The following is a 15,418-nucleotide window of genomic DNA, read 5'->3' as shown; positions in this document are numbered from 1 at the left end:
TGAACAAGTCTCCGTACATAGGGCCTCTAAAGATAAAAACCTATTTTCGCACCCTATTACTTTAAGGCTCTATGTATTTATATTTACAATCGTCTTAAGTCATGAACAGTATTAAGCTCCCTTTAATTTCAGTGCCGTTTCATAAAGTTCGTTCTTGTTGGTTTTAGTTAGTTTACAGGCTATGGAGACGGCTTGTTTCAGGGGCAGTTCTTTTAGTAGCACGGTAAGTAACTCCTCATTGGAGTGCTTCTCTTCTGCGTCCGGGCGCGGAGGAATAATTAAAACAAACTCGCCTTTGGTATGGCCTGATTCTGCCAATAACCAGTTTTTTACTTCAGGCACTGTTCCAGAAATAAAGCGCTCGAAAGTTTTTGTCAGTTCTTTGGCTAAAACAAGTTCGCATCCTGGACCGTAGGTCTCTTCCAAATCATTCAGGCATTCAATAATGCGATGAGTGGACTCATAAAAAATTAAGGTATGTGGCTCTGATCTTAGCGTCTCCAGCTTGTTTTTACGGGCATTTTGTTTTGCCGGTAGAAAACCTAAAAATAAAAAAGAATCACAAGGAACTCCTGCAGCGCTCAGCGCTGTAATTAAAGCGCAAGGTCCAGGAACAGGTACCACTGGAATTTCATGTTCTCGAGCAAGTTTTACCAATGGGAAGCCCGGGTCGCTAATTAACGGGGTTCCCGCATCGCTGATTAGTGCTATTGATTTTCCTGCCAAGAGCTGTTCTATGAAGTTTTTACTTTTATCCCCTTCATTATGAGCATGAAAAGCGCTTAAATTATTTTTTATTCCTAAAGAAGTTAATAATTGAATGGAGTGGCGAGTATCTTCCGCCAGAATTAAATCCACCGACTTTAATATATTCAAGGCTCTTAAAGTAATATCGTCACGATTCCCTATTGGGGTTGCAACTATATAGAGAGTTCCTATGCCTGTTGCTAGTGAGTTTGTCATAGTTTATCCTCTTGCGTTATTGCGTATTTGGCGTCTTAACATGTTTATAAAATTATATAAAATCCGCGTATTATTTTTACTTGCATCGACTTTTATACTTTGTCAGTGTACTAAGGCGGTCAACTCACCAGAGCCGGTAGTGGTTGTTAGCAAGAAAAAAATTGTAAGTCCCTACTCCTTGCCTACTGCTTCTTATTTAGCTATGGCTGGAAAGCAAGAGGGCAATCAAAAACAGAATCTGTTACTGCTCGCCGCTGGTCGTTTAATCTCTGAAGGGCAATGGCGCCAAGGCTCCGCTATATTAGCACAGACTAACGATTTAACTCCCGCCCAAACAAATGAAAAAAATCTATTATTGGCAAAAATTGATGTAATGCGTGATAGACCGAAGGTGGCTTTAGCTAAATTGGCAAGTATTCATGAAAGTGACAGCCTTTCAGTATATCATCAAATACAATTTCATGAGTTGTTAGCCCAATCTTACCGCGCTATCGGCAACTCTGCTGAATCCGTGTCGGAACGAATAAAACTGGAACCTCTGCTTGTTGATAATGAAAGTCAGATGAATAACCGGCGTACTCTCTGGTTAACTTTGATTAATTTGCCGGAAGCTGAACTTGAGACTATGGCTGGGCAAGCTGCAAATCAATCTGAATTACAAGGCTGGTTACAATTAGCGGTGATTTCGCGAAAACATCGCAATAACCCTAAATCGTTGCTGATAGCTTTAGAACAATGGCAATCTCATTTTAGTCATCATCCGGCAAATCATATTTTGCCTAATCCATTGGATAGTATGGCTAATAAAATGTTGGCCCAGCCAAAACAAGTGGCGCTTTTATTGCCGTTGAGTGGTCCTTTGTCTGGTCCCGGTAATGCAATCCGCGAAGGCTTTATGGCGGGCAATAACAAGGCGAGTTCAGCAACCCAGGTAAAAATGTATGATACGAACAAAGGGGATGTCGCCACGCTTTATCAGCAAGCCATAAGCGAAGGAGCGGATTACGTTGTTGGTCCTTTAACTAAAAGTCAGGTGGCAACCGTTGCTGCCATGAATCATCCTGTTCCTACTTTATTGTTAAATGATTCTGAGGTAAGCGCTCAGGAAAACTCCTATTCCTTTGGCCTTTCTCCTGCTAATGAGGCAATTCAGGTCGCTGTTAGAGCGAGAAATAAGGGCTATACAAGAGCGTTGATCATTGCACCTAAAAATGATTGGGGTAGTGAGGTCACTAAAGTATTTACTAATCAATGGCAAGCGAATGGTGGCCAGGTGGTAGATACTTTTTCATATGGCCCTAACGAAGATTTGAATAAAAGAATGCGCGATTTTTTACATATCACCGAAAGTCAGACTCGAGAAAAACAGTTAAAACAATTATTAGGTTATAACTTACAATCCTCAACGAGCCGCAGGCAGGATTTTGATATGATCTTTTTACTGGCCTATCCTTCCAAAGCCAGGCAGATCATGCCTTTATTAAAATATTATTATGCTGGGGATGTACCGGTATATGCTACTTCCAGTGTTTATGGTGGCAGTGCAAATGCCTTAAAGGATAAAGATTTGGACGGGATTATTTTTTGTGATATTCCATGGGTGTTTGCTCATCAGATGGGAAGCAGAAACTGGCCAGAACAGCTTAATAGTTATAACCGGTTGTATGCATTAGGTATGGACAGTTACGCCTTAGCAACTCAGTTGAATCAATTAATATTATTTCCAGCAGATGGCTCCAGAGATACTACGGGGACCCTGTATCTAAAGCCTTCGCAGCAAGTAGCTCGAGTGTTGGAATGGGGGCAGTTTAGGCAGGGATTGGCACATTCTCTGGGTGAAACGGCCTAGATCGCCGTTTAACCTCCATGGCTTTAGCCCGCAAAAAGAGATTTTATAAGGGTAAACTCTAGAGGACGAAAGGAATTGATTACTCAACAAACAGGACGTTCTGCCGAAGAAAAGGCTTTAAAATATCTAACGGATAAAGGGCTTAAATTAGAGACGCGCAATTATAGCTGCCGCTTAGGTGAAATAGATTTAATCATGCGCGATAGAGGTTATTTGGTTTTTATAGAGGTTCGCTCGCGTACGAGCATGAGCTTTGGCGGCGGAATGGCAAGTATTACCTATGCTAAAAGACAAAAGATAATAAAAACCACATCACACTATATGATGAAAAATCAATTGCAGGATAAATTTCCACTGCGTTTCGACGTGGTAAGTATTGATGGGGTGTCAGGAACTATCACCTGGGTAAAAGATGCTTTTGGAGCAAACTATTGAAGGACACTGGCCCTTTGAGCGTTGCCATTAATAATTGTGGGTTGGGCCCTTGGCCCAACAAAGAGTTAAGCGAGGATGCACTGTTTGGGTTGAGATCCGTTAGGCTAAGGATTTTTGTTGTTTAACTACAAACAAGTTGCATGAAAAGGTGTCATCCCCACGTAGGCGGGGATCTATTATTGCATTAGCATGGTATTAAAACAGGAATGGATTCCCGCCTGCTTGGGAAGGACAATTATCAAATTGTCTTAGCTTGACGCCTGTGGGGCGGGTCAAGATTAAATAAAGAGTATTAACAATAAGGTTTATCAAATGGTTCAAATGGAAGAAAGGGTACGCTATCTTTTTGGGGTTAATATTGAAACAAAAATTGCAGTCGCTGATGCGTTGTCAGATTCTATAGCCAAAGCGGGACAGAGATTAGTTAATTGTTTGCTTAGCGATGGTAAAATACTGATTTGCGGTAACGGGGGATCTGGTGCTAATTGCATGCATTTTGCCAGCTCCATGCTCAATCATTTTGAGGTGGAAAGACCTTCATTACCGGTTTTTAATTTAAGTACCGATGTAACAAGCTTAGGTTCTTTTGCTAATGAAAATCATTATGGCCAAGTGTTTGCGCGACAAATTCAAGCTTTAGGACAAGAACAAGACGTGTTACTTCTGTTAACTACTTCAGGTAATTCAGACAGTATGTTGAATGCATTGCATGCAGCAAATGAGCGCGGTATGGATACTATTGCATTAAGTGGACGCGACGGAGGTGTGCTCGCTAATCATTTAGGGCCAGAGGATATCGAGTTGCGGGTTGCCTCAGACAGCGCTGCTCGAATAAGAGAGTTGCACTTGTTCATATTACATTGTTTTTGTGATTTAATTGATCAGTCCTTGTTTGGTCAAGTTTTGGGATAAAAAATGAACATTCATTCTAAATTAAAATCTATAGCAGTTGTATTACTAAGTACTTTATTAACCAGTTGTGTTGTTGCTGTTGTTGCAGGAGCTGCTGCAGGAATGGTATATGATCGGCGTAGTGTCACCACTCTGGAAGCGGACGCACGAATATTTCATGTGGCGCATACATCCATTGTAACCGATCCGCAATTTAGAGATTCACGAATTTTAGTTACCAGTTTTAATCGCGTGGTGCTGCTTGTTGGTCAAACGCCCACTGCCTCCTTACGCGTGTTAGCTGAGAAAAAAGCTCAGAGTGCTCCTGGGGTAAAAAGAGTTTATGACGAAGTCACTGTCAATAATCCCTTACCGATGACTCAACGCACTAAAGACAGTTGGATAACCAGTCAGGTTAGAAGCAATATGTTAACCAAAAAAGGACTTGAGTCTGGTTCCATACGCGTAGTAACAGAAAATGGAGTAGTCTATTTAATGGGGATTGTTTCTCCAGAGCAAGCAACATTATCTGTTGATGTAGCACGACGGGTTAAAGGTGTGAATAAAGTCGTTAAAATCTTCCAGTACATTCGCTAAAATGCAAAAACAAGGACGTTTTATAGTACCCATTCTTATTTTGGCGGGCTGCTTGTCTGGCTGTCTTGGCACCCTATGGACTGGCGCTTCTGCCGTTTATGACCGACATGATACGTACAAAAAATTAAATGACTATCATTTACAGGTGGAAATCAATAATGTGCTAGCCGTCAACAGGACTTTTAATAACAAGGACTGTGTTATTGATATTGCTGCCTTCAATGGCGATATATTACTTGCGGGCCATGTGCCTTCAGCAGAGCTGTTTGATGAGTTGCGTCATCGGCTGAGCTCTATCAAGGGTTATCGCCGATTATATAATGAAATAAAGATCAGCCCAATTGCATCAAACAGCATACAAGACAGTTGGATAACCACCAAAATTCGCAGTCAGATACTCGCTGATTCTTCAATAGATCCTAATGCATTTAAAGTAGTTACTTCAGATCGCGTTGTCTATTTGATGGGGGATGTAAAACAAGATGAAGCTGAAAAAGTGATTAAAATTGCGAGATTTACCAGTGGGGTAGAGCGCGTGGTTAAAATACTACGCTACTTTACCTATCAAGCAAAATGAAAGGATGATCAGAATAAATATGGCCTGAACAAAATCAGGCCATCAGCTGCGCGTCCAATCCAGGAAGTGGCTAACCTGGGAGGATAACATATACTGTATCAATGGATTCTACCTTTATCCAGTCGTTTACGCATTTTTCGTAATTTAAATTCTCTTAAGAGCCCCGTGGACTCATTTAACATGGATTCTTCGTCTTTATCTTGGTTCTGATTGCAGGGATGTGATTTATAGTGTTGCCGATATGCGAGGTGATTTTTGTTGTGTTTATGGTATAACTCATCGCCATAGCGATTGAGCATTTTTTCGCGCAGACTAGCTGCTGTATGTTGAGTTTTTTCAGACATATTAATTCCTTTGGCGAGATTTAATTAAAGCTGCTTAACCACCATATTTTAAGATGATAAGCCCTACACTTATATTATAGCTTGAGAAATGAATAACGGCGTTGATTATTCCAAATGATTGATTTATAATTCGCGCGGTGAAATTAGGTAAATATGTGAACAAACAGCTGAATAGACGTGGTATCATCCGATTATGGTTGGCGCAGATTGCTATTACTTTAATCATTGCAGCTATATGCGCAATATTATTTAATGCGAATGCAGCGACTTCAGCACTACTCGGTGGCATGGTATGTATTATTCCGAATGCATATTTCGCTAGCAGAGTATTTAAATATCAAGGTGCACGAGCCGCAAAACAAATAGTTAATAGCTTTTATAAGGGCGAAGCATTAAAGATAATTTTGTCGATATTCCTGTTCACAGCAGTATTTGTATTATGTAGGATCACACCGCTTGCGTTTTTTGCATCGTATATTTTAGTACTGATGACGCATTGGTTTGCCCCATGGATTATTGTCAATAAACTAAATAGGCCTGAAAGTGACTGAAATGGTATCTAGTACAAACTATATCAAGCATCATCTAACGTACCTTACCTATAACGTTAGTGATATGAAAATGGGTTCATCAGGTGGTTTTTGGACCTTGAATCTTGACACGATCTTCTTCTCTATCGTTTTAGGAACCATCGCTCTCCTTTTAATGTACTATGGAGCCAGAAAGGTAACTACGGGTGTCCCTGGGAAGTTACAGAATTTTGCTGAACTTATGCTGCAATTTGCAGACAATCAAGTGAAAGATTGCTTTCATGGTAAAAATAATTTAATTGGTCCTTTGGCACTGACTATATTTATATGGGTATTCCTAATGAATTTTATGGATATCCTGCCTGTAGACGTATTGCCAATGGCTGCTCAACTGGGCGGGGTTCACTATCTGAAGGTCGTTCCGACTAATGATTTAAATTTAACTTTTGGTTTATCTATTTCGGTATTTTTATTAATAATTTTTTATAGTCTTAAGATTAAAGGTCCAAAAACGTTCTTAAAAGAACTGACTCTTCAGCCTTTTAATCATTATGCTTTTATCCCGTTTAACCTATTGCTTGAGCTGGTAGGCTTAATTGCGAAGCCTATATCATTGGCATTACGGCTATTCGGTAACTTATATGCTGGCGAATTAATCTTTATTTTGATAGCCTTACTAACCTTAAATGCTACATCGACATCACTAATGAGTGCTGTGACTCTTGGCTCGGCTCAGTTTCTTCTGGCTCTTGCCTGGTCAATTTTTCATATTTTAGTGATAACATTGCAAGCATTTATTTTCATGGTGCTGACTATTGTTTATCTCAGTCTGGCACACGAAGAACACTAACCGATTTAATTTTCATCATCCATTGTAAAGGGGATAAATATGCAAGCTGCTGGTTTAATAGCACAAGTTCAAAGTATGACCGTTATTGCGGTTGCGTTGTTAATAGGTTTAGGTGCATTGGGCACAGCGATAGGATTTGGTTTGCTTGGTGGCAAATTCCTTGAAGGTTCTGCTCGTCAACCTGAAATGGTTCCTATGTTACAAGTTAAAATGTTTATCGTTGCAGGTTTATTAGACGCGGTAACTATGATTGGCGTTGGTATAGCATTGTTCTTTACTTTTGCTAACCCATTCCTCAGCAACTTGGGTTCTTGATAACACATAAACAGGGCGCCTTTGCGCCCTAATTGTTACAGGAGATATTACTTTGGATATTAATTTAACATTAGTAGTACAAATGCTGGTTTTCGCCGCGTTTGTTCTGTTTACTATGAAATTAGTTTGGCCTCCATTAGCCAAAGCATTAGAAGAAAGACAAGAAAAAATCGCTGACGGTTTATCGGCTGCAGAGCGTGGTCGAAAGGAACTTGAATTGGCGCAACATCGTGTTAAAGATGAGTTAAGACAAGCAAAAGCTCAATCTGCTGATATTATTGATAAAGCGAATAAACGCGCATCACAAATTATCGAAGAAGCAAAAGAGGCAGCAAAGCGCGAAGCTCAAATTCAGGCAAAACTCGCACAGGAACAATTAGCGCAACAAGTAAATCATGCCAAAGAAGAACTGCGTAAGCAGGTTGCCAAATTGGCTATATCCGGCGCTGAAAAAATACTGATGCGTGAAGTGGATGCTAAAGCGAATAGCGCACTGTTAGATAACTTGATAGAAGAGATTTAAAATGTCTGATAGCACCACCATAGCCAGACCTTATGCAAAAGCTATTTTTGAGCATGCGTTGGCGGAAAATAAATTAGCTGAATGGTCTGAGTATTTACTTATTCTTGCTCATGCAATCCTGGATCCAATAGCATTTGAATTTATTACAAATCCTGCATCAAAAGTGGAACAGCAAATCGACCTTTTGCAATCAATATGCGGCTCTAAAGTTAAAGAGACTAAGTCATTACATAATTTGATTGCTTTACTAGCGACTAACAAAAGACTGATGTTATTGCCAGAAATTAACGCGCTTTATGAGGCTCATAGAGCAGAACAGGAAAAAACATTAGATGTGGTTGTGGTCAGTTACTCTACGCTAACATCCGCTCAACAGCAGCAAATGATAGATTCATTAAGTAAGCGCATTAAACGTAAAGTGTCGTTAAAAATAAGTATTGATCCCTCCTTGCTTGGCGGAGCAGTAATACGAGCAGGTGATTTAGTTATCGATGGTTCAGTTCGGGGCAAGCTCAATAAACTTGGCACCGGCTTGGCCGCTTAATTTAGAGGATAGTTTTCATGTCAGAACAAGTAGCGTTAAATCCTTCTGAAATCAGCGAATTAATCAGAAAGAAAATAGATCAATTCAATGTGGTCTCAGAAGCTCGTAATGAAGGGACAGTAGTTAGTTTAAAAGACGGTATCGTTCGTTTACATGGTCTTGCTGATGCAATGGCCGGTGAAATGATTGAATTCCCTGGCGGTGTTTATGGTCTGGCACTTAACCTGGAAAGAGACTCTGTCGGAGCAGTAATCCTTGGCGATTCTTCATCCTTAGCTGAAGGACAAAAAGGTAAATGTACTGGCCGCATTCTTGAAGTTCCAGTCGGTAACGGTCTTTTAGGCCGGGTTGTAGATGCATTAGGTAACCCTATTGACGGAAAAGGACCTATTGAATCTGCCGGAATGTCTCCAATCGAGAAAGTTGCTCCAGGCGTAATTTCACGTAAGTCAGTTGATCAGCCAGTACAGACTGGATTGAAAGCAATCGACGCGATGATTCCTGTTGGTCGTGGACAACGTGAGCTTATTATTGGCGACCGTCAAACAGGTAAGACAGCAATTGCGATTGACGCGATTATTAATCAAAAAGGTACCGGCGTTAAGTGCGTGTACGTGGCTATAGGCCAGAAAGCGTCGTCAGTAGCTTCTATAGTACGTAAATTAGAAGAACACGGCGCATTGGAACATACTATTGTTGTCGTTGCAGGTGCCTCTGATTCTGCAGCACTGCAGTTCATTGCCCCTTACTCTGGTTGCACCATGGGCGAGTACTTCATGGAGCGCGGCGAAGATGCACTGATCGTTTACGATGATTTGACCAAACAAGCTTGGGCATACCGTCAAATTTCCCTATTACTGCGTAGACCACCAGGTCGTGAAGCTTATCCTGGGGATATTTTCTATTTACATTCACGACTGCTGGAAAGAGCGGCTCGAATTAACGCTGAAGAAGTTGAAAAATTAACTAAAGGCGAAGTAAAAGGTAAAACAGGATCATTAACTGCATTGCCGATTATTGAAACTCAAGCAGGTGACGTATCTGCATTCGTACCAACAAACGTAATTTCTATTACCGACGGTCAGATATTCCTTGATGTAGATTTATTCAACTCAGGCGTAAGACCTGCGATTAACTCTGGTTTGTCTGTTTCACGGGTTGGTGGTGCAGCGCAAACGAAAATTATGAAGAAACTAGGCGGTGGTACACGTTTGGCTTTAGCGCAATTCCGTGAATTGGAAGCCTTCTCGCAGTTTGCTTCAGATTTGGATGATGCAACCCGTAAGCAGTTAGAACGCGGTCAACGTATTACCGAATTAATGAAACAAAAGCAGTATTCACCATTCTCTGTTGCAGAAATGGGTGTGTCTTTATTTGTTGTTGAAAAAGGATATTTGGATGATATTCCCGTGAACGAAATCAGTTCATTTGAAGCATCACTTCATGATTACATGCGCAGCACACATGCAGGCTTGTTGCACTCAATAAATGAAGCCGGTGGTTATGATGACACTATCGAAGCAAAACTGAAAGCTGCTGTTGAAGATTTTAAACGTACGGCTAGTTGGTAAGTTATAAGGTCATTGCACTTGTGGCAATGACCTATAAATCAATAAAGGCGAAGTGAGATATGGCTGGAGCAAAAGAAATCCGCACCAAAATTTCGAGTATTAACAAAACTCGAAAAATTACCCGTGCGATGGAAATGGTGGCAGCAAGTAAAATGCGTAAGACGCAGGAAAGAATGCGTGCATCTAAACCTTATGCCAATAAAATCTATGATGTGGTAAAACATATTGCTCGCGCGAACTCTGAATACCGGCATCCATTTATGGATACGCGTGAAATAAAACGTATAGGTATTATTGTAGTAACTACAGACAGAGGATTATGCGGGGGTTTAAACGCGAATTTATTACGCGAAACTATTCGCACTATTCGCAATTGGAAAGAGCAAGGTAAAGAAGTCGATGTGGCTGTAATTGGTCGAAAAGGCCAGGCTTTCTTTAAGCGCGTTGGCGGTAACATCCTTGGTTCTGTTGATCATCTTGGTGATACTCCAAGCATTAATGATTTTATCGGTCTTGTAAAAGTGATGTTGGATGCTTATTACAACGGTACTATCGATGCATTGCATGTAGTATATAACGAATTTGTTAATACCATGACGCAAAAACCAACGGTAAAACAATTATTACCATTACCGAAATCAGAAGATGACAGCAAGGTCATGGGGCATCATTGGGATTATATTTATGAACCCGACGCTAAAGATCTGCTCGATGATATTTTAGAACGATATATTGAATTACAAGTTTATCAGGCCGTAGTAGAAAATATTGCTTGTGAACAGGCCGCTAAAATGATTGCAATGAAAAGTGCAACGGATAATGCGGGTGATTTAATTAAAGAATTTCAATTGGCCTATAACAAAGCCCGACAAGCTGCAATTACTCAAGAGTTGGCAGAGATTGTCGGTGGCGCAGCCGCTTTATAAGAGGGTATATAATGAGCTTAGGAACTGTAATAGAAGTAATTGGTCCGGTGGTCGACGTAGAGTTTCCCCGTGATGTTGTCCCTAAAATTAATGATGCTTTAACACTTGTTGATGGTGATCTGGTTTTTGAAGTACAACAACAGCTGGGTGACGGAGTGGTTCGTACTATTGCTATGGGTACAACGGATGGACTGAAACGCGGGCTAAAAGCTCAAAATACAGGTAAGCCAATCCAGGTTCCTGTTGGTACAAAAACATTAGGTCGTATTATGGATGTTTTAGGACGTCCTATAGATGATGCGGGTCCTATTGATGCTGAAGATCATTGGGCTATTCATCGCAAAGCACCAAGCTATGAAGAACAAGCCGGTAGCCAAGAACTATTAGAAACAGGTATTAAAGTAATTGACTTGCTCTGTCCTTTTGCGAAAGGCGGTAAAGTCGGTCTGTTTGGTGGTGCGGGTGTAGGTAAAACCGTAAACATGATGGAATTAATCCGCAACATCGCAATCGAGCACAGTGGTTATTCTGTGTTTGCCGGTGTGGGTGAGCGTACTCGTGAAGGTAACGACTTCTATCATGAGATGAAAGATTCTAATGTATTGGATAAAGTATCATTGGTTTATGGTCAAATGAACGAGCCACCAGGTAACCGTTTACGTGTTGCTTTAACTGGTTTGACTATGGCAGAAAAATTCCGTGATGAAGGCCGTGATGTATTGTTATTTATTGATAACATCTATCGCTACACCTTGGCAGGGGTTGAAGTTTCTGCACTATTGGGTCGGATGCCCTCTGCAGTAGGTTATCAGCCTACGCTGGCAGAAGAAATGGGTATGTTACAAGAGCGTATTACTTCTACTAAAACAGGTTCTATTACCTCGATTCAAGCAGTATATGTTCCTGCGGACGACTTGACTGACCCATCACCTGCAACTACCTTTGCTCACTTAGACGCGACAGTAGTTCTTTCACGTCAAATTGCTGAGCTTGGTATTTACCCAGCAGTAGATCCTTTGGACTCTACTTCTCGTCAATTGGATCCACTAGTCGTTGGCCAAGAGCATTATGATACTGCACGTCGCGTGCAGCAAACTTTGCAACGGTATAAAGAATTAAAAGATATTATTGCGATTCTTGGTATGGATGAGTTATCTGAAGAAGACAAACGTGTGGTAACTCGTGCGCGTAAAATTCAAAGGTTCTTGTCGCAGCCATTCTTCGTTGCAGAAGTGTTCACTGGCTCTCCAGGAAAATACGTATCACTTAAAGATACTATTAAAGGTTTCCAAGGCATTCTTGCTGGTGAATATGATGATTTACCTGAGCAGGCATTTTATATGGTTGGAAGCATAGAGGAAGCTGTAGCTAAAGCGAAAACCTTATGAGGCAAGCAGATATGACTATTACAACGCACTTGGATATTGTTAGTGCAGAACATGAAATATTCTCCGGATTGGTAGAGATGGTTGTTGCTACTGGAGAGTTAGGTGAAGTTGGTATTACACCGGGTCATGCTCCATTGCTTACTGTATTGAAACCTGGGGAAGTTAGATTAACTTTGCCAGGTGGCGCCCAGGAAATTTATTATGTCCAGGGCGGCATGCTTGAGGTTCAGCCTAACTGTGTGACCGTACTTGCAGATGTAGTCGAGCGTGCGGATCACTTGGATGAGACTGCTGCACTTGCTGCTAAAGCTCATGCTGAGGCTGCAATGGCCAATAAAGGCGGCGATATAGATTACTCAGTAGCAGCTGCTGAGTTAGCTCGCGCAGTTGCTCAGATACGTGCTATCCAGAAATTTAGAAAAATTGTTAAATAATACCTTTTTAAAGATAAGTGTCGGTAACGTTTAACCGACCTTATCTTGTTTTCTCTTCAATAGATATTACTTTCTACCGAATACACCTTTATTGATAATATGTGTTGGTATGGTTTCATTCTTTCTTTAGTATTACAGAATAAATCACGTATATTACATAGAGTTACTCTACTTATTCATGATTCATACACAAGGTTATCCACAGGCTAAATAAACGGCAATATAATTTAATAAAAAAAATTGATTAAATATCAATGAGTTAATTGAGAGGTGCTTCAGTGCATAAAATAAAGCTCAAAGTTATTCACAGTTAACATGGTGTTTACATTTCTAACATCATGAATATTTTGCTAAAATAGCTTTGCAATACGCACCATGATTGCACTACGATGATCAAATAGCGATTAATAACATAATGACTAAACCTACTATGAATGAAGCGACTGAAAAAAAACCACTGACGGAGTTTACGGAAAAAGCATACCTTGATTACTCCATGTATGTCATTTTAGACAGAGCCTTGCCCAACATAGCTGATGGATTAAAACCAGTTCAACGTCGTATCGTTTACGCTATGTCAGAGCTGGGACTAAAAGCTACAGCAAAATATAAAAAATCAGCTCGCACTGTAGGGGATGTATTAGGTAAATTTCATCCACATGGTGATAGTGCATGCTATGAAGCAATGGTTTTAATGGCGCAACCTTTTTCTTACCGCTATCCCTTTGTGGATGGGCAGGGAAATTGGGGATCTCCTGATGATCCCAAATCATTTGCCGCAATGCGGTATACCGAAGCGCGCTTGTCACCTTATGCAGAGGTTTTACTGGGCGAGTTATTGCAAGGCACCGTTGATTGGGTGGATAACTTTGATGGTACCTTGCAAGAGCCTGCATTGCTTCCCGCTCGCCTGCCTAATATTTTATTAAATGGAGCTACCGGAATCGCGGTGGGAATGGCCTCTGACATATTGCCGCATAACTTAACGGAAGTAGCCAATGCTTGTGTGCATTTATTAGATAATCCTCTGGCTGATTTAGCCGCTATTCGCGAACATATAAAAGGCCCCGATTTCCCCACTCAAGCAGAAATCATTACGCCACGTGAGGCCATTACTGCCATGTATGAAACAGGCAGCGGTTCAATTAAAATGCGGGCTGTTTATGTACAAGAAAAGCACAATATCGTAATTACTGAACTGCCCTACCAAGTCTCTGGGGCTAAGATAATTGAGCAAATTGCCTTGCAAATGCAGCAGAAAAAATTGCCGATGGTAGAAGACTTGCGCGATGAATCCGATCATGAACATCCCACTCGATTGGTCATCATCCCGAAATCCAATCGTGTTGATGCAGAAGGATTGATGTCTCATTTATTTGCCACAACGGATCTTGAGCGTAGTTACCGGGTTAACTTTAATATGATAGGCCTGGATGGCAAGCCTCGAGTTAAAGGATTGCTGCAAATTCTTAATGAATGGCTGATTTATCGTTTAGCTACGGTAAAAAAACGTTTGCAGCACCGATTAGAAAAAGTTTTAGAACGTATCCATGTTCTCGAGGGATTGCTGATTGCCTATTTGAATATTGATGAAGTAATAGCCATTATTCGTGAGCATGAGCACCCTAAGCAAGGACTAATTGCCCGGTTTAATTTGAGTGAGCGGCAGGCCGAAGCTATTTTGGAAATGAAACTGCGTCATTTAGCTAAATTGGAAGAAATAAAATTACGTGGTGAATTGGACGAACTGAGTGTCGAACGAGATAATTTACAACAGATCTTAGCCAGTGAGTCACGGTTGAAATCATTAGTTAAAGAAGAGATTATTAAAGACAGGAATGAATTCGGCGATGCGCGTCGTTCACCAATAATTGTCAGACAAGATGCTCAGGCTTTAAAAGAAGAGGACATTCTCCCTAATGAGCCCATTACGGTTGTCTTATCCAAAAACGGTTGGATAAGAGCAGGGAAAGGACATGACGTTGACGGTAAGGAGCTTAATTATAAAGCGGGTGATGAATTTAAAGCACAAGCTTTGGCCCGATCCAATCAACAAATTGTATTTTTTGATAGCGAAGGAAAAGTGTATTCTTTACCCGGGCACGTACTTCCCTCGGCACGAGGGCAGGGTGAACCTTTAACCGGCAAATTAAATCCAGCGGAAGGGATGGTATTTGAAGCCATAGTTGGGGGAGAGCCAGAACAAAAAGTACTCTTGGCCAGTGATGCAGGATACGGATTTATTGCTAAGGTAAGCGATCTTTATGTAAAAAATCGTAATGGTAAAGCATGCATTAAATTATCCGCAAACAGTCGTGTATTGCCCCCAAGACTCCTGCCCAGTCATGAAGAAATACTTGTTGCTTGTGCTACCAGTGTAGGGCGTTTGCTTATTTTTGCAGTTAACGAATTGCCGGAGTTATCGCGCGGCAAAGGAAATAAATTAATTAGTATTCCTTCAGCTAAAGCAGCCGCAAGAGAGGAATATATAATTGATTTACAGGTTCTATCAATAGAAGATTCGCTAACCGTTCATGCAGGTAAGCGGCATTTTACTCTGAAGGGCGCTGATCTGGCTCATTACAAGGGAGAACGGGGACGAAGAGGTAACCATCTTCCCAGAGGATTGCAGAACGTCACTCATTTACAGGTTACAGAGGCAGGAGCCAGCCAATAGGTAC

Annotated in this window: 17 protein-coding genes; 15 read left to right on the top strand and 2 right to left on the bottom strand. The window is 41.0% G+C overall.

Translation table 11 applies throughout. From position 1 onward, the window contains the following. Positions 1-111: 111 nt before the first annotated feature. Entirely contained in the window at positions 112-963 is an 852-nt protein-coding gene (gene rsmI / locus LOX96_RS03310; protein WP_250422237.1) for a 16S rRNA (cytidine(1402)-2'-O)-methyltransferase, read from the bottom strand. 40 nt (positions 964-1,003) lie between these two features. Here rsmI and LOX96_RS03305 point away from each other — a divergent pair, with 40 nt between their 5' ends. From LOX96_RS03305 to LOX96_RS03285, 5 genes are all read left to right on the top strand, one after another. Further along, a complete protein-coding gene (locus LOX96_RS03305) occupies positions 1,004-2,812 on the top strand; it encodes a penicillin-binding protein activator (protein ID WP_250456348.1) in 1,809 nt (602 codons plus the stop codon). Positions 2,813-2,890: 78 nt separating this feature from the next. Continuing rightward, positions 2,891-3,247 carry a YraN family protein gene (locus tag LOX96_RS03300; protein ID WP_250422339.1) on the top strand — a complete coding sequence of 119 codons (357 nt, stop codon included), beginning with the start codon at positions 2,891-2,893 and terminating at the stop codon, positions 3,245-3,247. Positions 3,248-3,559: 312 nt separating this feature from the next. Then, complete coding sequence (locus LOX96_RS03295; protein WP_250422235.1) at positions 3,560-4,159, top strand: D-sedoheptulose-7-phosphate isomerase; 600 nt, start codon at positions 3,560-3,562, stop codon at positions 4,157-4,159. 3 nt (positions 4,160-4,162) lie between these two features. Further along, positions 4,163-4,735 (top strand): BON domain-containing protein, encoded by a 573-nt coding sequence (locus tag LOX96_RS03290; RefSeq protein WP_250422234.1) that lies wholly within the window; start codon positions 4,163-4,165, stop codon positions 4,733-4,735. A gap of 1 nt (position 4,736) precedes the next feature. Beyond that, positions 4,737-5,312 carry a BON domain-containing protein gene (locus LOX96_RS03285; protein WP_250422233.1) on the top strand — a complete coding sequence of 192 codons (576 nt, stop codon included), beginning with the start codon at positions 4,737-4,739 and terminating at the stop codon, positions 5,310-5,312. Positions 5,313-5,410: 98 nt separating this feature from the next. Here LOX96_RS03285 and LOX96_RS03280 read toward each other — a convergent pair whose 3' ends face one another. Then, the gene (locus tag LOX96_RS03280) at positions 5,411-5,656 is read right to left on the bottom strand and encodes a hypothetical protein (RefSeq protein WP_250422232.1); all 246 of its coding nucleotides are present in this window, start codon (positions 5,654-5,656) and stop codon (positions 5,411-5,413) included. A 155-nt stretch (positions 5,657-5,811) separates the two neighbouring features. Between LOX96_RS03280 and LOX96_RS03275 the strand changes: the two genes are divergently transcribed. The 10 genes from LOX96_RS03275 to parC all read left to right on the top strand — a co-directional run bounded on the left by LOX96_RS03275 (position 5,812) and on the right by parC (position 15,414). Further along, positions 5,812-6,207 (top strand): ATP synthase subunit I, encoded by a 396-nt coding sequence (locus tag LOX96_RS03275; protein ID WP_250422231.1) that lies wholly within the window; start codon positions 5,812-5,814, stop codon positions 6,205-6,207. Position 6,208: 1 nt separating this feature from the next. After that, positions 6,209-7,036 (top strand): F0F1 ATP synthase subunit A, encoded by an 828-nt coding sequence (gene atpB / locus LOX96_RS03270; RefSeq protein ID WP_250422230.1) that lies wholly within the window; start codon positions 6,209-6,211, stop codon positions 7,034-7,036. Between the two features lie 39 nt (positions 7,037-7,075). Beyond that, the gene (atpE, locus tag LOX96_RS03265; RefSeq protein ID WP_045097282.1) at positions 7,076-7,351 is read left to right on the top strand and encodes a F0F1 ATP synthase subunit C; all 276 of its coding nucleotides are present in this window, start codon (positions 7,076-7,078) and stop codon (positions 7,349-7,351) included. A gap of 52 nt (positions 7,352-7,403) precedes the next feature. After that, a complete protein-coding gene (locus LOX96_RS03260) occupies positions 7,404-7,874 on the top strand; it encodes a F0F1 ATP synthase subunit B (RefSeq protein ID WP_250422229.1) in 471 nt (156 codons plus the stop codon). Between the two features lies 1 nt (position 7,875). Further along, a complete protein-coding gene (locus LOX96_RS03255; protein ID WP_250422228.1) occupies positions 7,876-8,418 on the top strand; it encodes a F0F1 ATP synthase subunit delta in 543 nt (180 codons plus the stop codon). 17 nt (positions 8,419-8,435) lie between these two features. Further along, complete coding sequence (atpA, locus tag LOX96_RS03250; RefSeq protein ID WP_250422227.1) at positions 8,436-9,989, top strand: F0F1 ATP synthase subunit alpha; 1,554 nt, start codon at positions 8,436-8,438, stop codon at positions 9,987-9,989. 59 nt (positions 9,990-10,048) lie between these two features. Further along, entirely contained in the window at positions 10,049-10,915 is an 867-nt protein-coding gene (gene atpG / locus LOX96_RS03245; protein ID WP_250422226.1) for a F0F1 ATP synthase subunit gamma, read from the top strand. 11 nt (positions 10,916-10,926) lie between these two features. Next, positions 10,927-12,303, top strand: coding sequence for a F0F1 ATP synthase subunit beta (gene atpD / locus LOX96_RS03240; RefSeq protein ID WP_250422225.1), 1,377 nt, complete (start codon positions 10,927-10,929; stop codon positions 12,301-12,303). Positions 12,304-12,314: 11 nt separating this feature from the next. Then, entirely contained in the window at positions 12,315-12,737 is a 423-nt protein-coding gene (locus LOX96_RS03235) for a F0F1 ATP synthase subunit epsilon (protein ID WP_250422224.1), read from the top strand. 415 nt (positions 12,738-13,152) lie between these two features. Further along, on the top strand, positions 13,153-15,414 hold the full coding sequence (parC, locus tag LOX96_RS03230; protein WP_250422223.1) for a DNA topoisomerase IV subunit A: 2,262 nt from the start codon (positions 13,153-13,155) through the stop codon (positions 15,412-15,414). Positions 15,415-15,418: the final 4 nt, after the last annotated feature.

The sequence above is a fragment of the Legionella maioricensis genome (genome assembly GCF_023618015.1).
Taxonomy (GTDB): Bacteria; Pseudomonadota; Gammaproteobacteria; order Legionellales; family Legionellaceae; genus Legionella; species Legionella maioricensis.
Note: the sequence above shows the minus strand (reverse complement) of the source record. Positions and strands in the feature narration are given on the sequence as shown.